We start from the raw sequence: 18,754 nt of genomic DNA, 5'->3' as shown, positions 1-18,754 counted from the left end.
GCATTCCTGCTATCATTCATCGGGTTGCTTCACGGCAACATGTTTTTATCACGCACGCGCGGCTACTTCATACCGTGGTGCCCGGGCTTTGGTAGCACATGTCCGGGTTGGTTTTGGAGGATGACCCCGCGCGGAGGCAAACCACAGGAGGTTTAACATGGCTACCAAGATTAATATCCGCACCCTGCTCGAGGCCGGCTGCCACTTCGGTCACCAGACCCGTCGCTGGAACCCCAAGATGAAGCCGTTCATCTTCGGTGAGCGCAACGGCATCTACATCCTCGACCTCAAGCAGACCATCCTCGACGCCGACCAGGCCTACACCTTCGTCAAGAACGTCGCCAAGGGTGGCAACGTGCTGTTCGTCGGCACCAAGAAGCAGGCTCAGGAGGCCGTCAAGAACGCTGCTGAGCGCGCCAACATGCCCTACATCAACCAGCGTTGGCTCGGCGGCATGCTGACCAACTTCGTCACCATCCGCTCTCGCATCAACCGCATGGAGGAGCTCGAGGCCATGGTCGAGGACGGCCGCATGGCAGTGCTTCCCAAGAAGGAGCAGGCTGTGCTCGGCAAGGAGCTCACCAAGCTCCAGACCAACCTCGGTGGCGCCCGCGACATGAAGGGCCTGCCCCAGGCTCTCTTCGTCATCGACACCAAGCGCGAGGAGAACGCCATCAAGGAGGCCCAGCGCCTGAACATCCCCGTCGTCGCTCTGATCGACACCAACTCCGATCCTGACGAGGTCGAGTACGGCATCCCCTGCAACGATGACGCTATCTCCGCTGTCACCCTTATGTGCGAGCTCATGGCTGACGCCTGCCTCGCTGGCTCCGGCAAGGAGCAGGTCTCCGAGGCCGAGATGGCCGCTGAGCCCAAGGCCGAGTAAATCAGTCTTAGTTAATTCTTTTTCATCTCTTTGAAAGGAACCACAATGGCCCAGATTACCGCCGCTATGGTCAAGCAGCTCCGCGAGATGACCGACTCCCCGATGATGGAGTGCAAGAAGGCTCTCGTCGAGGCTGACGGCGACATGGACGCCGCTGTCGACGTTCTGCGTAAGAACGGCCTTGCCAAGGCTGCCAAGAAGGCTGGCCGTGAGACCAACGAGGGCGCTGTCGCCGCGTTCGTCTCCGAGGATGGCAAGACCGGCGCTCTGCTCGAGCTCTCCTGCGAGACCGACTTCGTTGGCTCCAACGCCAAGTTCACCGGCTTTGCTTCCAAGGTCGCCGAGGTTGTCGCTACCACCGAGCCTGCTGACGTCGACGCTCTGCTCGAGAAGCCGATGGGCGAGGAGACCGTTTCCTCCGAGCTCACCGAGATGATTCACATCATGGGCGAGAACATGAAGATCTCCCGTTTCGCCGCCCGCAAGGCCGAGAACGGCGCGCTCGCTTCTTACATCCACATGGGTGGTAAGATCGGCGTCCTCGTCGAGTTTGCCTTCGAGAAGGCTGAGACCGCTCAGGCTGAGTCCTTCAAGACCTTCGCCCACGACGTTGCCCTTCAGGTTGCCGCCGTCGCCCCGATCTGCGCCACCCGCGATCAGGTTCCGGCCGAGACCGTCGAGCACGAGAAGCAGATCTACATGGCTCAGGCTGCCGAGTCCGGCAAGCCCGAGGCTATCCAGGAGAAGATGGCTGTCGGCCGTCTGGAGAAGTTCTACAAGCAGTCCGTGCTCACCGAGCAGGAGTTCATCAAGGACAGCTCCCTCACCATCAAGAAGTACGCTGAGCAGGTCTCCAAGGAGCTCGGCGACACCATTACCGTCGTTGCCTTTGACCGTCTGGTCCGTGGCGAGTAAATAAGCTCTTGTAGCTGGTAATGAGCAGGCTGTGGGTTTTACTCACAGCCTGCTTTTTCATGGCTCTTCTTAGAGCCTTTGATAGAATGTTGAGAGTTCAATCTAAAGGAGGATCGCTTTGTCCGACATCCGATATAAACGCGTGCTTCTTAAGCTTTCCGGCGAAGCACTGATGGGCGACGGCCACTACGGCATCGACCCCAAGGTTACCGACCATCTTGCCAAACAGGTCAAGGAGCTGCTCGCCGTTGGCCATGAGGTCGGCGTTGTTGTCGGCGGCGGCAATATTTTCCGCGGCATGGCCGGCGCTGCCGGTGGCATGGAGCGTGCTCAGGCCGACTACATGGGCATGCTCGCGACCGTTATGAACGCGCTCGCCCTGCAGGATGCCTTCGAGCACAACGATGTTCCCTGCCGCGTGATGAGCGCTATCCAGATGAACGAGATCTGCGAGCCCTATATTCGCCGTCGCGCTATCAACCATCTGTCCAAGGGCAACGTTGTTATCTTTGCTGCCGGCTCGGGCAATCCGTACTTTACGACCGACACCGCTGCGGCCCTTCGCGCCTGCGAGATCGGTGCCGAGATTCTGATCAAGGCCACCAAGGTCGACGGCATCTATGACAAGGATCCCGTCAAGTGCGCCGACGCTGTCCGCTTTGACAAGATCACCTACCATGAGGTGCTCGTCCGCGGCCTGCAGGTTATGGATTCCACGGCTACGGCTCTGTGCCAGGATAACCGTATGCCGATTTTGGTCCTCAACATCGATGGCGAGGACACCGTCAAGCGCGCGCTCGCGGGTGAGCCCGTCGGCACGCTCGTCTATCAGGAGGATTAAGCATGGCAGAGAACATCACCGCCCATATGGACAAGTCGCTCGAGTCCCTCAAGCATAATTTCTCCAAGGTCCGTACCGGCCGCGCCAACGCCAACATTCTGTCCGACATCACCGTCGATTATTACGGTGTTCCCACGCCGGTCACGCAGGTTGCCGCCGTCAAGACCCCCGAGGCCCACATGCTGCTCATCGAGCCGTGGGACAAGGCGCTTATCAACGCCATCGTAAAGGCCATCGGCGCTTCCGATCTGGGTATTACCCCCAACTCCGATGGCACCGTCGTCCGTCTGCCGTTCCCGGCTCCCACCGAGGAGCGCCGTCGCGAGCTCGTCAAGGAGTGCCGCGAGTACGCCGAGCAGGCCAAGGTGTCTATCCGTAACATCCGTCGCGACTTCAACAACAAGCTCGAGCGCGATGAGGAGCTCACCGAGGACGATGTCCGTCGCGAGCAGGCCAAGGTCCAGAAGCACACCGATGAGTATGTCGCCAAGGTCGAGGAGCTTCTGAAGGAAAAAGAAGCCGAGGTCATGGAGATCTAAGGTGCAATACGACGAGCATAAACTGGTCGAGTACTTTGCCGACGCCCCTGCGGGCGTCGGTTTTTCCGACCTTGACCTCAATAACATTCCGCACCATATCTCGTGCATCATGGACGGCAACGGTCGTTGGGCCACGTCGCGCGGTCTTGCACGCACTGAGGGCCACAAGGCGGGTATCGTCTCCCTTCGCGAGATTATTACTGCCTGCGTGCGTCTGGGCGTCGACGTGCTTTCGGCCTATGCGTTTTCTACCGAAAACTGGAACCGCCCGCAGCATGAGGTCAACGTCTTGATGCACCTGTTTGCCAAGACGTTCATCGACGAGCTGCCGCTTCTGAAGCGCGAAAACGTGCGTGTTGTCTTTTTGGGTGATATTTCAGCGCTGCCCAAGAAGACTCGCGACGTTTTTGAACGCGGTCTAGCCGAGTGCGCCAATCACACCGGTATGACGCTGGCGCTTGCCGTCAACTACGGCGCGCGTGCCGAGATTACCCGCGCTGTCCGTCAGATCGCATTCGACGCTGCCGCCGGTAAGATCGATCCTGCCGCGATTGATGACGACATGGTGGCTTCCCACCTCTATACCGCCGGTCTTCCCGATCCCGAGCTTGTGATTCGCACCTCTGGTGAGCTGCGTCTTTCGAACTATCTGCTGTGGCAGGTGGCTTATTCCGAGTTCTACGTCACCAATACCTATTGGCCAGACTTTGATCGTTGGGGCCTTGTCGACGCCATTTTGGCCTATCAGGGCCGTGACCGTAGGTTTGGTGGTCTGAGCAAGACCGAGGAGGCTTAATCGTGTCCGATCGTCCCAAGGCATCTGCTCCCAAGACGCCTGCGCGCAAAGCTACCGCTGCGGGAGCGCCTGCAGCGAAGAGCGGCACCGGTTCGTGGCTGGCGGGCTTTATTACCCGTGCCGCCGCCGGTATCGTCTACGCCGTCGTCTTTATCCTGTGCCTGGTTTTGGGTATCGTGCCCACGGCCATCTTTGTTTCCGTCATGAGCGGTCTGTGCTGCTATGAGTTTTTCCGTATGACAAGGCTCGATGGCAAGATGGCTAACGAGCGCATGGGTATCGCTGCCGCCGTGCTCTTTCCGCTGTCGGCGTTGGGTGATTCGATGTTGCTGAATGCCCTGCTTTTTGCCCTAATGCTCGCTGTGGGCATTTGGTATGTCTGGTCGCCGCGTACCCGCATCTCTGATGTGGCCGTGACGCTCATGGGTCCAATCTACACTGGCTTTATGCTGTCGGCTATCGTGCTGCTGCGCGATGCCGTGCCCGGTTTTGCCGGCGCCCTGCTTTCGGTGGGCGTTTGCGCGTCCCTTTGGGTCTCCGATTCGTTTGCCTACATCGTGGGCAGTCGTATCGGCAAGCACAAGATGGTTCCCAAGATCTCACCCAAAAAGAGCTGGGAGGGGTTTGTCGGCGGCATCCTGGGTTCGGTTTTGATTTGGCTCATCCTGTGGGCGACGCACTTCTACAAGCTCAGCCTGCCCTATGCGCTGCTGTGCGGCGTGGTCGTGTCCATTTTGGGCGTTATCGGCGACCTCATCGAGTCGCGCATCAAGCGCGGTGTGGGCGTCAAGGATTCCGGTAACCTTATCCCGGGCCATGGCGGCATGCTCGACCGTAGCGACTCGCTTATCTTTGGCTGCATTACCGCGCAGCTGCTTTTGATGATCGGAGGCGTGCTGTAATGTCATTCCAGACGACGTATGGCCCCGATGGACGCCTCCGTGTTGCCATCCTGGGTTGTACGGGCTCTATCGGCACCCAGGCGCTCGATGTGTGCCGTCAGCATGCCGATCGACTACAGGTGACGGCGCTGTCCGTTAATTCCAGCACCTCGGAGCTCGTTGCCGCTGCCCGCGAGTTTTCGGTTCCGGCGGTTGCCGTGGCCGATGTCGCTCATGGCGATGACGCCGTGCTGCAGGAGTTGCCCGAGGGAACGAAGCTCGGCGTTGGCGCGCAGGCGGTTTGCGAGCTCGCGCGTCGCGACGATGTCGACTGCGTGCTTGTCGCTATTGTGGGCGCCGCCGGTCTCGAGGCGAGCCATGCGGCCTTGACCTCGAATAAGCGCCTTGCCCTTGCCAACAAGGAGTCCCTCGTCGTCGGTGGCGACTTGCTTATGCCGTTGGCACAACCGGGCCAGCTTATTCCGGTCGACTCTGAGCATTCCGCCATCTACCAGTGCTATCTGGGGGAGAACCCGCGCGAGGCCCACTGTATTTGGCTCACCTGCTCGGGCGGTCCGTTCTTTGGCTGCACGCGCGACGAGCTCGATCGCGTGACGCGTGCCGATGCCCTCGTGCATCCCACGTGGGCCATGGGTGCCAAGATCACCATTGACTCCGCCACCCTCATGAACAAGGGCCTGGAGCGCATTGAGGCCATGCATCTGTTTAACTGCGACCTCGATTTCATTAACGTGGTCGTGCAGCGTCAGTCCAAGATTCACTCTATGGTCGAGTTCGCCGACGGCTCCGTGATGGCGCATCTCGGTGCATCCGACATGCGTATTCCCATCCAGTTCGCGTTCTCGTATCCCGAGCGTTGGGATACCCCGGCGCCTCGTATCGATTTTCGCGAGCTGGGGCAGCTCACGTTTGATGCTGCCGACATGGATACCTTCCGCTGTCTGGCACTGGCCGAACGCGCCGGCAAGACGGGTGGCACCATGCCGTGCGTGCTCAATGCCGCCAACGAGGTCGCCGTCGATGCCTTCCTGCACGATGGCTGCAGCTTTACCGATATCGATCGCATTGTGGAATCCTGCATGGACGCCCACGATATGCAGGTGGTCGATTCGTTTGAGCAGCTTCGCGACACCGATGCGTGGGCGCGTGAAAAGGCTGCGCAGGTGCTCGCCGCAACCCGTTCCTAACCCATAAGGATTGCTTTTTCGTTTTATGGATACTGTTCTGAGCGTTCTCTCATCGGTCTTTTGGGGCCTGCTGATGCTTTCCGTCCTCGTGTTTTTGCACGAGGGCGGCCACTTTTTGGCGGCGCGTGCCTGCGGCGTCCGTGTGACCGAGTTCTTTTTGGGTCTGCCGTGCCGCTTTGACATCCATTACACGTCGCGTCGCATTGGAACCAAGTTTGGCGTGACCCCGCTGCTGCTGGGTGGCTACGCTGCCATCTGCGGTATGGATCCGACCGACGTCTCGTGTGCCGATCGCGTGCTCGCGGCCATCTATCGCCACGGCCGGGTGACGGTGGCCGATCTTGCCGTCGAGCTCGAGCTGTCCGAGGAGGATGTGCTCGAGGCCTGTGCTTTGCTGTTGGGCTGGGGCTCTATCGCTCCCTGGTATGAAGAAGGGGAAAAGCCTTCGCCCAGCTACTATCCCACCAAGTACCAGACTCTGCCGCGTGACGCGGCGGGTTATACCACCTTTGACGGCCGTCGGTTCGATCGCGGGCATGCGACTGCCGAGGGCGATGTATGGGAACTGCCGTGCGACGAGGCCGATTTCCTTGCGCGCGAGCGCTCGCACACCTATTTGGGCCAGGGCTTTGTCAAGCGTACCTTTATGCTGCTTGCGGGCATTATCGTCAATATCCTGACGGGTTTTTTGCTCCTTATGAGCATCTATTCCATCGCAGGTGTCACCGTGCCGGTGGATACCAATGTGATTGGCCAGGTTGACGAAGGCTCGATTGCCGCCTCGGCGGGAATCGAGGGCGGCGACGCGATTCTTTCGGTCGACGGAGTATCGTGCTCTACCTGGATGGACGTTTACGATGCCATCGGCAAGGCTGCCGGTAAGGACGATATCGCCATTGAGTACGAGCGTGACGGCAAGCAGCATTCGACCACGGTTGCGCTCAAAGAGGACGATCGCCTAGGTGTGTATGCCTCTACGCAGGTGGTCCGTTTAGACCCCATCACGTCGGCTCGCCTGTCGTTCTCCTATGTTGTGCAGACAGCGGAGGGCGTGATGCGCCTGCTCCAGCCGCAGCATACGATGGAGATTCTCGATCAGTCCTCTTCGATCGTGGGTATTAGCGTTATGTCCTCACAGGCTGCTGCTGCCGGCCCTGCCACGTTCCTTTCGTTTGCCGCCCTCATTTCATTCTCGCTTGGCTTTATGAACCTGCTGCCCATCCCGCCACTCGATGGCGGCAAGCTAGTCATCGAGATCATTCAGAAGATTGCGGGCCGCGAGCTTCCGCTCAAGGTCCAGACGATTGTGAGCTATGTGGGCATCGCGCTCTTTGCGCTGCTGTTTGTCTATATGCTTCGTTCCGACATCCTTCGATTTATTTTGTAGGGGAGTGTTTGGATTGTCTTTATCCCATCCTTTGCCTCGCGAGCTGACGCGCCCCGTGCATGTGGGCGGCGTGCAGATCGGTGGCGGCGCGCCGGTGGTGGTCCAATCTATGACCTGCACCGATACTGCTGATGCCCAGGCAACGCTTGCGCAAGTGTGCGCGTTGGCGCAGGCTGGCTGCGATATCGTGCGCGTGAGCGTGCCCACCGAGGACGCGCTCGAGGGCTTCCGTACCATCTGTGCTGAGTCCCCAGTGCCGATTGTCGCCGATATTCACTTTAACCATAAGCTCGCCATCGGCGCCGTCGAGGCTGGTGCCGCCAAACTGCGCATCAATCCCGGCAATATCGGCGATTGGGCTAAGGTCGATGCCGTCATCGACGCCGCCGGCGCTGCGGGCTGTGCGATTCGTATCGGCGTTAACGCCGGTTCGCTCGAGCAGGACATCGCCGAGCGCGACGACCTCACGCAGCCCGAGAAGCTCGTGATGTCTAGCGAGCGCTTTGTGCGGCACTTTGAGGACCGTGGGTTTACCAACATCGTGCTTTCGGCCAAGGCCCATAGCGTACAGACGACGCTTGATACCTATCGCGCCCTGTCGCGCGAGATACCGCATGTTCCGCTCCACCTGGGCGTGACGGAGGCGGGGACCAAGCTTCAGGGCACCATCAAGAGCTCTGTAGGCTTGGGTATCTTGCTTTCCGAAGGCATCGGCGACACCATGCGTGTGTCGCTCACGGCCGATCCGGTTGAGGAGCCGCCGGTCGCCTGGGGAATTCTACAGTCGCTGGGCCTGCGTCGCCGTGGTCCCGAGATTGTCTCGTGCCCCACGTGCGCCCGCTGCCAGGTTAACCTTATTCCCATCGCCGAGGAGGTCACCGAGCGGCTTAAGAACTATTCCGCGCCGCTTTCGATCGCCGTGATGGGATGTGCGGTCAACGGCCCCGGAGAGGCATCTGACGCCGACCTGGGTGTTGCCTGCGGACGTGGTCAGGGCCTGCTCTTTTCGCATGGCCAGATCATTGGTAAAGTAGCTGAGGATCAAATTGTCGACGCGCTGATGGCCGAGGTCGACAAGCTTATTGAGGAGAAATAAATGACCCGAGCAATGTATATGTCTAAGCTCTATGCGCCGACGCTTAAAGAGGATCCGGCGGACGCCGAGCTCGCCAGTCACCGCCTGCTGCTCCGTGCCGGCATGATCCGCAAGGAGGCCGCCGGCCTGTATTCCTACCTGCCGCTTGCTTGGCGCTCGATTCGCAAGATCGAGAACATCGTGCGCGACGAGATGGACGCCGCCGGCGCCCAGGAGCTTATGATGCCTATCATGGTCGATGCCGAGTTGTGGCGTGAGTCCGGCCGTATCGATGCCTATGGCAAGGAGCTTGTGCGCTTTGACGACCGTCATGGTCGCGAGTTCGTGCTGGGCCCCACGCACGAGGAGACCGTCACGGCCCTGGTGCGCAACGAGCTGCGCTCCTATAAGCAGCTGCCAGTGAACCTCTATCACATCCAGGATAAGTTCCGCGACGAGTTCCGTCCCCGTTTTGGCCTGATGCGCGGTCGCGAGTTCATCATGAAGGATGCCTACAGCTTCTCCGCCACGCAGGAGAGCTTGCAGGAGGAGTATGACAAGATGAAGCAGGCCTACGCTAACATTTGCGAGCGCTGCTACATCAAGGCCTTGCCCGTCGTTGCCGACTCCGGCGAGATCGGTGGCGATACCTCCGTCGAGTACATGGCTTTGGCCGACGCCGGCGAGGCTTCTCTCGTCTATTGCGATGACTGCGGTTTTGCCGCCGATGATGAGGCTGCAAGCACCAAGGTCGTCGTGACTGAGGGTCCCGGTGACGGTACGCTTACCAAGGTCGAGACTCCGGGCATGGGCACCATTGAGGCCGTTGCTAAGTTCTTTGGATTCCCCGAGAACGGTACGCGCAAGTCCCTGGCGCTCATCGATGCCGAGGGCAAGCCCGTCGTGGCCATCGTCCCGGGCGACCATGAGCTCAACGACTGCAAGGCCGAGCATGTCTTTGGCAAGGGTTATCGCATGATGACGGACGAGGAGCTCCAGACCTACGGTCTGCACAAGGGCTTTATCGGACCGGTTAACTTGCCCGAGGGCATCCGTCTGGTGTGCGACGAGAGCCTGCGCGAGTCCAAGCAGTGGGCCTGCGGTGCCAACGAGGTCGATTATCACTTTACCGGTGCCTGCCCCGAGCGCGACTTTACCGTCGATGAGTGGGCAGATCTGGTCACCGTCGTTGCCGGCGATCCCTGCCCGCACTGCGGCAAGCCGCTCTCTGCTGCTCGCGGCATCGAGGTCTCGCAGGTCTTCCAGCTGGGTACCAAGTATTCCGAGGCCATGGGCGCCACCTTTATGGACGAGGACGGCAAGGAGAAGCCGCTTATCATGGGTTGCTACGGCGTGGGCGTGTCCCGCTCGCTTGCTGCCGTCGTGGAGCAGCACAACGACGAGCACGGTATCGTCTGGCCGGTTTCCGTTGCCCCATACGAGGTCGCGGTGATTCCGCTCGATCCCAAGAAGGAGGAGTGCGCAACCGTCTGCGACCAAATCGTCGAGGGCTTGTGCGCCGAGGGTATCGAGGTTGTCGTCGATGACCGTGACGAGCGTCCTGGCTTTAAGTTTGCCGATAACGACCTCATGGGCTTCCCGTATCAGGTCGTGCTTGGCAAGCGTGGCCTCAAGAATGGTACTGTGGAGCTCAAGGACCGTGCCACGGGCGAGCGTGAGGACGTGGCGATCGACGAGGTCGTCGCCAAGATTGCCGAGCTTGTTAAGGCGGCCCGCCGTTAATCGACGATTCTGCTATTAGATGTAATTGCGGGACTGCTCCGTATCTCTCTTAGGAAGAGATGCGGAGCAGTCTATTTTGTTGCGTGAATAAACTCGATGGGTAAAGGAAAACCCCACAGCCCATATGAGCTGCGGGGTTTTCTTGTGCCTCCGATGCGAAATAAATCGCTCAGATATTACTGATAATCGACGACGTCGATCCAGTTCTTCAGGAACTCATCGTTCACGTTGCGCTTACGAGCGAGCTCGGAAGCGGCGACGATGCTCGTCCACTGACGCACGACCTGCATGGGCATGTCGGCGCGGTCGCAGTAGAGCTCCAGGTAGGCCTCGGCCTGATCCTTGCTGTTGAGGGCGAAGAGCAGGTAGGTGGTGGCAACGTCGGCAGCAGGGGAGCCCTGGGTGGCGTGTGCCCAGTCGCACACATAGAGCTGGCCGTCGTCGCCGACGATGACGTTGGAGGGGTTGAAGTCGCCGTGGCAGACCTTGAACTCCTTGGTCATGCCGTCCAGACGCTCCTGAAGGTTGTAGCGCGTGGTGGCATTGAGCTGATCAAGGCTGTCGATCATGCGGGCGAACTTGTCGCGCTGACGGTTGAGCAGCGGGGAGGTGTAGCCGTGGATCTCGATCTGGAGGTCGACGAACATCTCGAGATACTCACCAAAGCGCTGGGGCTCGGCAGTCATCTTCTCGGCAAGGGTGGTGCCCGGAACCTTCTCGGTCACGAGCGCCCAGCCGTTGGCGTTCTCGAGCTGTGAAACCTCGAGAGCCTTGGGGCTGCGGATGCCGCACTCATTGATGCGGGCAAGATTCAAAGCCTCGTTGAACACGTCGGAGACAGGCTTGGTCTCGTTAAAGACCTTGACAATCTTGTCGCCCAGGTCGTAAACGACCTTGTTGCCACGGCGGACGAGCTCGGTCTTGGAATCGGGTAGCAGCATGGTTGCATCCTTTCAACGATGCGATAGAAGCGACGGCGGGGGTGTGTGAAACACCCGTGCACCCCCGCCGTTAAAAACCGTGCTAAAACTAGCAGACGGCGTAGTCCTGAGGCTCGCGGCCGTAGTAGGCGTCCAGGTAGAGCTCCTTGATCTCGCTCATGAGCGGGTAGCGCGGGTTTGCGCCGGTGCACTGGTCGTTGAATGCCTGCTCGGTCATCTCGTCGAGGGTGTCGAGGAAGTACTGCTCGTCAACACCGTAGTCGGCGATGGTCTTCTTGACGCCGATGAAGTCCTTGAGCTCCTCGAGCTTCGTGATGAAGTTCTCGAAGACCTCCTTGTCGTCCTTGCCCTCGATGCCGCAGTACTTGGCCATCTCGGCGTAGTTGTGCAGCGCGTTGGGGTAAGGATACTGGGAGAACGTGCCCATCTTGACGGGAGCCTCGGCGGCGTTGTAGCGCATGACGCGGGTCAGGATGACGGCGTTTGCGAGGCCGTGGGGCAGGTGATGGAAAGCGCCGAGCTTGTGGGCCATGGAGTGGTTGAGGCCCAGGAAGGCGTTGGCGAAGGCCATACCGGCCATGCAGGAGGCGTTGTGCATCTCCTCGCGGGCGTGCGGGTCCTTGGCGCCGTTCGTGAAGCTGGAGGGCAGGTTCTCAAAGACGAGCTTAGCAGCGCGCTCGGAGAGACCCTTGGTGTAGTCGGAAGCCATGATGGAGACGTAAGACTCGATGGCGTGGGTCATGACGTCGATGCCGGAGGCAGCGGTCAGGCCGCGCGGGGCGGTCATGCAGTTGTCGGCGTCGACGATAGCCATGTTGGGGAGCAGCGCGTAGTCGGCGAGCGGCCACTTGATGCCGGTCTCCTTGTCCGTGATGATGGCGAACGGCGTGCACTCGGAGCCGGTACCCGAGGAGGTCGGGACGGCGACGAAGTAGGCCTTCTTGCCCATCTCGGGGAAGGTGAAGATACGCTTGCGGATGTCCATGAAGTCCATGGCCATGTCCTCAAACTTGCACTCGGGGTGCTCGTACATCATCCACATGATCTTGCCGGCGTCCATAGCGGAGCCACCGCCGACGGCGATGATGACGTCCGGCTCAAAGAGAGCCATCTGCTTGGCACCACGACGTGCGCACTGCAGCGACGGATCGGGCTCGACGTCGTAGAAGCAGTCGTGGGCGATGCCCATCTCGTCGAGCTTGGCCTCGATGGCGCGGGTGTTGCCATTCTTGAAGAGGAACTGGTCGGTGACGATGAAGGCGCGCTTCTTGCCCATGACGTTGCCCAGCTCGTCGAGGGCGACGGGCGTGGAACCCTTCTTGAAGTAGACCTTCTCGGGAGCGCGGAACCACAGCATGTTCTCACGGCGCTCGGCCACAGTCTTAACGTTGATCAAGTGCTTCACCCCAACGTTCTCGGAGACGGAGTTGCCGCCCCAGGAGCCGCAGCCCAGGGTCAGAGACGGCTTCATGCCAAAGTTGTACAGGTCACCGATGCCGCCGTGCGAGGACGGGGTGTTGATGACGATACGGCAGGCCTTCATGACGTGCTCGAACAGGCTGATCTTCTCGGCCTGGGCGGGGTGCACGTACAGAGAGGCGGTGTGGCCCGGGCCACCGGCGAGCACCAGGTGCTCGGCCTTGTCGACGGCCTCCTGGAAGTCCTTGGCGTGGTACATGGCCAGGACCGGGGAGAGCTTCTCGTGGGAGAACTCCTCCTTGGCGGGGTCGGTGGAGGTGACCTCGGCGATCAGGATCTTGGTCTTGGCGGGAACCTCGATGCCGGCGAGCTCGGCGATCTTGGCGGCAGCCATGCCGGGGATGCGGTGGTCGAGAGCGCCGTTCTTGAACATGGCGGCACGCAGGGCCTCCATCTCGGCACCCTGCTTGACGAAGTAGCAGCCGCGCTTCTGGAACTCGGCCTTGACCTGGTCGTAGATGGTGTCGATGACGGTCACGGACTGCTCGGAAGCGCAGATCATGCCGTTGTCGAAGGTCTTGGAGTGGATGATGGAGTTGACGGCGAGCAGCACGTCGGCGGTGTCGTCGATGATGACCGGGGTGTTACCGGCGCCAACGCCCAGGGCGGGCTTGCCCGAGGAGTAAGCGGCCTTGACCATGCCCGGGCCACCGGTGGCGAGGATGATGTCGACGTCGCGCATGACCATGTTGGTCAGCTCGATGGAGGGGACATCGACCCAGCCGATGATGCCCTCGGGGGCGCCAGCCTTGACGGCGGCGTCAAGCACGAGCTTGGCGGCGGCGATGGTGCACTTGGCGGCTGCCGGGTGCGGGGAGATGATGATACCGTTGCGGGTCTTCAGGCTGATCAGCGTCTTGAAGATCGCGGTGGAGGTGGGGTTGGTCGTCGGGATGACGGCGCCCACGATGCCGATGGGCTCGGCGATCTTGGTGATGCCGTAGGCCTCGTCGCGCTCCAAGACACCACAGGTCTTGGTGTTCTTGTAAGCGTTGTAGATGTACTCTGCGGCGTAGTGGTTCTTGATGACCTTGTCCTCAAGAACGCCGCGGCCGGTCTCCTCGATGGCCATCTTCGCCAACGGGATACGAGCCTTGTTGGCGGCCATGGCGGCTTCGTAGAAGATCTTGTCGACCTGCTCCTGCGTGTACGTAGCAAAAAGCGCCTGGGCCTCTCGCATCTGAGCGAGCTTAGCCTCAAGCGCCTCTACGTTGTCCACAATTGCGGGAGTAGTGTTTTCCGGTGACTTTTTCACCATTTGTGTCTCCTTGCGATCGGAGATTTACCCTACGCCTTGCATGATAGCAAGAAATTATTCGGCGATCGGTAAGATTCCCGTAAAAGGCACACTAAAACGCTTCAATAAACTGAAGCGTTTTAACTAATTATCTGCCTGCTGCATCGCCCCGCTCATTGGGGACAGGCTTACATGAGTGCTTTCACTCATTTGGGACAGACATCGATTTGTCATTTTGTCGTTTTGGGCATGTTTTTGTCGTTCATTGTATATAAATAGGTCACAGGCTCAGCATTTCGCGTTGCTTCTCTCCTTTTAGGTGTTGCCTGTACAGTTTTGAAAGGAGAGATTATGCCCCGATGCGCCCGCGCCGTTTCGCTCACCGGCTATTACCACGTCTATGACCGCGGCAATTCCAAACAGATTATTTTTGAAGATGACTCCGACCGCTATCGTTTCTTATCGGACATCTCGGACAGGTTTGCTTGCCATGACGTGGCGGTGTTGGCCTGGTGCCTTATGGACAACCACTTCCATTTGATGGGTGATGACCCATTTGACAACCTTTCAAAGGCAATGCAGTGCGCGCTGACGGCCTATGCCAAGTATTTCAATGGGAAAACCGGAAGAACGGGTCACCTGTTTGATAATCGCTATTCGCGGGTCGCGGTCGAGTCGGACACGCAGGCGGTGCAGTTGCTCGATTATATCCATCTCAATCCCGTGAAAGGTGCGCTCGACTCGCTTGATGCCTACCGCTGGTCAAGCTACAAGGCATACCAGCTGGGATACGATCCCTTTGATATCTGCGATGCGGCCCCCATGCTCGATATTGTCGGGGGTTCCCGTCGCTATTGCGAGCATCTTAAGGAAGTTGCCGAGCGGATCTGGTCAGTTGAGATTCTTCCGCGTCGACGGATTCCCGACGAGGATGCCCTTACCGTCGCACACGAGGCCCTGCCGAGCATTGATCCTGCGCTGCTCAAGGCCCTGCCACGCCCCGAACGCGATGCCTGTCTGCTAAGGCTCAGGCGGGCCCATCTTACGGTCAAGCAAATTGCCCGTATCACCGGTATCGGCGCTACAAGCGTAACCAAGGCCACCACAGGCTGGAACGAGGCGGCCTGAGGTATGGATTGGGGCCGATCGATGCACTGTGAGCTTAGGAAAGCATTCATCTAAGTCTGTCCCCAATGCGTGAAAACACTCAATGTAAGTCTGTCCCCAATGAGTGCAAAAAGGCGCCCTCCGTGGGGGAGGACGCCTTTGGTAAGTTCTATATGAACGCGAGGTCTTTGACCCGGAGAGTCCGAGGTACTTGTTGGTAAGACCTTATTTAGGAGCGCGCAACCTTGCCGGACTTGAGGCAGGTGGAGCAAACGTTCATCTTGCGACGGTGACCATCGACGACGACGTAAACGCGCTGGATGTTGGGGCGGAACTTACGGTTGGTGACGCGGTGAGAGTGGCTGATGGAGCGACCGGCAACGGGGTGCTTACCGCAAACTTCGCAAACTTTGGACATAACTGACCCTCCTTGGGCGACAAACGAACATGTCGCGTTAACAAACAATCCTGAACTATAGCACAGAAGTCGCTCCCTGTGCGCAATCTACACAGAGATATTCCTCTTTTGGCGATAGTGCTCACGCTACGGCCCTGGACGTAGATCCGATTTGCGTGCAGCAGAGGGGATTATGCCAGCTCGTGCGTGCGTTTTCAAGCTCGTCCCACAAATATATATAGGTTTATGGAGCGCCTGCGCCCGTTTACGGATTGCTCTGTATTTATGCTCGCAATTAAGCTCGAGGTTGGCTACACTATCCCTTGACCATTAAAGGGGTACGAGATACCCACATGGAATTACATAGCTGTCAATGAGCAGTACTTCCTGTGGGTGTCTGGTTCCGCTTTGAGCGGTCGGGCATCTATTTTTTTTGACTGCGTCAGCAGTCAAGACATGTGAGGAAGGAGATCGATGGGCACGACTTCCCCCAAGGCGGTCATCATGGACGAGACCGCCGTCAACCGAGCGATGACCCGCATCGCGCACGAGATCCTCGAGCGCAACGAGGGCTGTGAAGACCTCGCTCTGGTCGGCATCGTCACGCGCGGCGACCTTCTGGCAAAGAAGCTCGCCGAGGCGATCAAGGAGATCGAGGGTGTCGACGTTCCACTCGGCAGCCTGGACATCAGCTTCTATCGCGATGACTATGCGACCAATTTCGCTCCCGCGATCCACGCTACCAACATTCCCTTCAGCGTCGACGGCAAGCGCGTCGTGCTGGTGGACGACATCCTGTACACGGGTCGCACCATCCGCGCCGCTCTGGACGCCGTTATGGACCTGGGCCGTCCGAGCCGAGTCGAGCTGGCAGTTCTCGTTGACCGCGGTCACCGCGAGCTCCCTATCTCGCCGGACTTTGTCGGCAAGAACGTTCCCTCGTCGCACGAGGAGAACGTGCACCTATATATGAAGGAAGTCGACGGCCGTACCGCTGTCGAGATCAACGACGTCGCGCCGGGTTCCCACGTGGGCTCCGCGCCGCTGGGAGGTGAGTAGTACCGTGGCGTTCAATCATAAGCACCTGATCGACATTACCGAGTACTCCGAAGAGGACATCAAGCTCATCCTCGAGACCGCCAAGGCGTTCTCCGAGGTCAACGAGCGTGCCATCAAGAAGGTCCCCACGCTCAAGGGCAAGACCATCGTCAACATGTTCAACGAGCCCTCGACGCGTACCCGCAGCTCCTTCGAGCTCGCCGAGAAGCGTCTTTCGGCCGACAGCCTCAACTTCGGCGGCTCCTCGACCTCCACGGTCAAGGGCGAGAGCCTCGTCGATACCGTCGAGACCCTCAACGCCTACAAGATCGATTGCATCGTCGTGCGCGACAAGCATGCCGGTGCTCCCTACATCGTCACGCAGAACTCGCCCGCGAGTGTTATCTGCGCCGGTGACGGTAAGCACAACCACCCCACGCAGGCCCTGCTCGACCTGTACACCATCTGGGAGCACAAGGGTGACTTCCACGGTCTGAAGGTCGCCGTCGTCGGCGACATTGCCCACTCCCGTGTTTGCGGCTCGCTGATCCCCGCGTTGAAGATCATGGGCTGCGAGACCTACGCCGTCGCCCCCGGCACACTGCTGCCGCCGGCGCCCGAGGTTCTGGGCTGCGACCACGTGACGAGCGACCTCGATTCGGTACTCCCCGAGCTGGACGTCGTCTACATGCTGCGCGTACAGCAGGAGCGCCTCGAGGGTGCCCCGTTCCCGACCATTCGCGAGTACCACAAGCTCTTCGGCCTGACCAAGGACCGTGAGAAGCTCATGAAGCCCGACGCGATCATCTGCCATCCGGGCCCCATCAACCGCGGCGTCGAGTTCGACTCCTATATGGCCGACCACCCGCAACGCTCCGTCATCCTGGAGCAGGTCTACGCCGGTATTTGCGTGCGTATGGCTATCCTGTATCTGCTGCTTGGAGGTGCCGATAATGGCCTTGCTTCTTAAGAATGCCCACGTCGTCGACCCGTCCGTCGAGCTTGACGGTGTCGTTGACGTCCTGATTGACGGCGATAAGATCGCCGAGGTCGGCGAGAATCTCGCCGTCGAGGGAGCCGAGGTCCGCGACCTTTCCGGCAAGTACCTCGTCCCCGGCCTGGTGGATATGCACGTTCACCTTCGCGAGCCTGGCTACGAGGTCAAAGAGGACATCGAGAGCGGCACCCGCGCTGCTGCCAAGGGCGGCTTCACCGGCGTGTGCGCCATGCCCAACACCGACCCCGTTACCGATAACGGAACCGTCGTTGAGTTCGTCAAGTCCCGCGCTGCCGAGGTCGGCCACTGCCGCGTCTATCCTTCTGGTGCTATGACTCGCGGCCTTAAGGGCGAGGCTATGTCCGAGATGGGCGATATGGTCGCCCACGGCGCCGTCGCCTTCACCGATGACGGTCGCGGCGTGCAGGGTGCGGGCATGCTCCGTCGCTGCATGGACTACGGCAAGATGTTCGGCAAGGTCTTTATGAGCCACTGCCAGGACGAGGACCTGGTCGGTCACGGCCAGATCAACGAGGGCAAGGTCTCGACCCGTCTGGCCCTCGAGGGTTGGCCGGCCGCCGGCGAGGAGCTTCAGATTGCCCGCGACATCGAGATTGCCAAGCTGACCGGTGCCAAGCTGCACATCCAGCACATCTCCACCGCTCATGGCCTGGAGCTCGTGCGTGCCGGTAAGGCTGCCGGTGTCCAGGTGACCTGCGAGGCCACCCCGCACCACATGTTCCTGACCGAGAACGACCTGGACGAGACCTACAACACCTCGCTCAAGGTCAATCCGCCGCTGCGCACCGACGAGGATGCCGAGGCCATCCGTCAGGGTGTTATCGACGGTACCGTCGACGCTATCGTTACCGACCACGCTCCCCACACCCCGTGGGAGAAGGCCCGCGAGTTCGAGCTCGCGCCCTTTGGAATGATTGGCCTCGAGACTTCGCTGTCGCTCGTGCTCACTGAGCTGGTCAACACGGGCAAGATGAGCGTGAGCCGCATGGTCGAGCTCATGGCCATCAAGCCGCGTGAGATTCTGGGCCTCGATCAGGTTCAGGTCAAGGCGGGCTCTGTCGCCGACCTGACCGTGTTCGACCCCTCCGCAACCTGGACGGTTGGCGAGGACGGTTACGAGTCGCGCGCCGAGAACTCCGGTTTTGCCGGCCGCACGCTCACCGGTCGTGCCACCGATGTATTTGTCGGTGGCAAGCAGACGCTCGCCGACGGCTGCATCTGCTAGCATAGCCTTATCGCTTTTGTGCGCGGCGCCCTTGCGGTGCC

The 18,754-nt window shown here is 59.9% G+C and carries 17 protein-coding genes; 14 read left to right on the top strand and 3 right to left on the bottom strand.

Features of this window, described 5'->3' with window-relative positions; genetic code table 11:
* Window positions 1-157 precede the first annotated feature (157 nt).
* From rpsB to DW211_RS05765, 10 genes are all read left to right on the top strand, one after another.
* Entirely contained in the window at window positions 158-886 is a 729-nt protein-coding gene (rpsB, locus tag DW211_RS05810; RefSeq protein ID WP_006236109.1) for a 30S ribosomal protein S2, read from the top strand.
* Window positions 887-931: 45 nt separating this feature from the next.
* Complete coding sequence (gene tsf / locus DW211_RS05805; protein ID WP_022094736.1) at window positions 932-1,801, top strand: translation elongation factor Ts; 870 nt, start codon at window positions 932-934, stop codon at window positions 1,799-1,801.
* Between the two features lie 118 nt (window positions 1,802-1,919).
* Window positions 1,920-2,642 (top strand): UMP kinase, encoded by a 723-nt coding sequence (gene pyrH / locus DW211_RS05800; RefSeq protein WP_118259777.1) that lies wholly within the window; start codon window positions 1,920-1,922, stop codon window positions 2,640-2,642.
* 2 nt (window positions 2,643-2,644) lie between these two features.
* Window positions 2,645-3,181 (top strand): ribosome recycling factor, encoded by a 537-nt coding sequence (frr, locus tag DW211_RS05795; RefSeq protein WP_006236112.1) that lies wholly within the window; start codon window positions 2,645-2,647, stop codon window positions 3,179-3,181.
* A gap of 1 nt (window position 3,182) precedes the next feature.
* Window positions 3,183-3,977: an isoprenyl transferase gene (locus DW211_RS05790; RefSeq protein WP_118259775.1), complete on the top strand. Its 795-nt coding sequence runs from the start codon at window positions 3,183-3,185 to the stop codon at window positions 3,975-3,977.
* A gap of 2 nt (window positions 3,978-3,979) precedes the next feature.
* Window positions 3,980-4,879, top strand: coding sequence for a phosphatidate cytidylyltransferase (locus DW211_RS05785; RefSeq protein ID WP_233540960.1), 900 nt, complete (start codon window positions 3,980-3,982; stop codon window positions 4,877-4,879).
* Window positions 4,879-6,066, top strand: coding sequence for a 1-deoxy-D-xylulose-5-phosphate reductoisomerase (gene dxr / locus DW211_RS05780; protein ID WP_118259773.1), 1,188 nt, complete (start codon window positions 4,879-4,881; stop codon window positions 6,064-6,066). The genes DW211_RS05785 and dxr overlap by 1 nt, the downstream gene beginning before the upstream one ends.
* A 25-nt stretch (window positions 6,067-6,091) precedes the next feature.
* Window positions 6,092-7,453: an RIP metalloprotease gene (locus DW211_RS05775; protein ID WP_118259770.1), complete on the top strand. Its 1,362-nt coding sequence runs from the start codon at window positions 6,092-6,094 to the stop codon at window positions 7,451-7,453.
* Window positions 7,454-7,466: 13 nt separating this feature from the next.
* On the top strand, window positions 7,467-8,549 hold the full coding sequence (gene ispG, locus DW211_RS05770) for a flavodoxin-dependent (E)-4-hydroxy-3-methylbut-2-enyl-diphosphate synthase (RefSeq protein WP_118259768.1): 1,083 nt from the start codon (window positions 7,467-7,469) through the stop codon (window positions 8,547-8,549).
* Window positions 8,550-10,271 (top strand): proline--tRNA ligase, encoded by a 1,722-nt coding sequence (locus DW211_RS05765; RefSeq protein WP_233540959.1) that lies wholly within the window; start codon window positions 8,550-8,552, stop codon window positions 10,269-10,271. It abuts the gene before it with no gap.
* A 176-nt stretch (window positions 10,272-10,447) separates the two neighbouring features.
* On the opposite strand, the gene DW211_RS05760 is transcribed toward DW211_RS05765, so the two are convergent.
* Together DW211_RS05760 and adhE are read right to left on the bottom strand one after the other, a co-directional pair.
* Window positions 10,448-11,212: an aminoglycoside phosphotransferase family protein gene (locus DW211_RS05760; protein WP_006236119.1), complete on the bottom strand. Its 765-nt coding sequence runs from the start codon at window positions 11,210-11,212 to the stop codon at window positions 10,448-10,450.
* An 88-nt stretch (window positions 11,213-11,300) separates the two neighbouring features.
* Window positions 11,301-13,949, bottom strand: coding sequence for a bifunctional acetaldehyde-CoA/alcohol dehydrogenase (gene adhE, locus DW211_RS05755; RefSeq protein WP_118227223.1), 2,649 nt, complete (start codon window positions 13,947-13,949; stop codon window positions 11,301-11,303).
* Window positions 13,950-14,279: 330 nt separating this feature from the next.
* On the opposite strand from adhE, the gene DW211_RS05750 reads away from it, so the two are divergent.
* Window positions 14,280-15,056, top strand: a complete 777-nt coding sequence (locus DW211_RS05750) for a transposase (RefSeq protein ID WP_118259766.1) — start codon at window positions 14,280-14,282, stop codon at window positions 15,054-15,056.
* A 208-nt stretch (window positions 15,057-15,264) separates the two neighbouring features.
* Here the strand turns inward: DW211_RS05750 and rpmB are convergent, their stop codons facing one another.
* Window positions 15,265-15,453, bottom strand: a complete 189-nt coding sequence (gene rpmB, locus DW211_RS05745; protein ID WP_022094725.1) for a 50S ribosomal protein L28 — start codon at window positions 15,451-15,453, stop codon at window positions 15,265-15,267.
* A 453-nt stretch (window positions 15,454-15,906) separates the two neighbouring features.
* Between rpmB and pyrR the strand changes: the two genes are divergently transcribed.
* From pyrR to DW211_RS05730, 3 genes are read left to right on the top strand one after another with little or no spacing between them, the layout of a single operon-like run.
* A complete protein-coding gene (pyrR, locus tag DW211_RS05740; protein ID WP_118259765.1) occupies window positions 15,907-16,491 on the top strand; it encodes a bifunctional pyr operon transcriptional regulator/uracil phosphoribosyltransferase PyrR in 585 nt (194 codons plus the stop codon).
* A 4-nt stretch (window positions 16,492-16,495) separates the two neighbouring features.
* Window positions 16,496-17,440 carry an aspartate carbamoyltransferase catalytic subunit gene (locus DW211_RS05735; protein ID WP_035138537.1) on the top strand — a complete coding sequence of 315 codons (945 nt, stop codon included), beginning with the start codon at window positions 16,496-16,498 and terminating at the stop codon, window positions 17,438-17,440.
* On the top strand, window positions 17,424-18,713 hold the full coding sequence (locus tag DW211_RS05730; RefSeq protein WP_117637247.1) for a dihydroorotase: 1,290 nt from the start codon (window positions 17,424-17,426) through the stop codon (window positions 18,711-18,713). Before DW211_RS05735 ends, DW211_RS05730 begins: the two co-directional genes overlap by 17 nt.
* The last annotated feature ends 41 nt before the right edge of the window (window positions 18,714-18,754 follow it).

Origin of the sequence: Collinsella sp. AM18-10, from assembly GCF_003471585.1 — a bacterium.
GTDB lineage: Bacteria > Actinomycetota > Coriobacteriia > Coriobacteriales > Coriobacteriaceae > Collinsella.
Note: the sequence above shows the minus strand (reverse complement) of the source record. Positions and strands in the feature narration are given on the sequence as shown.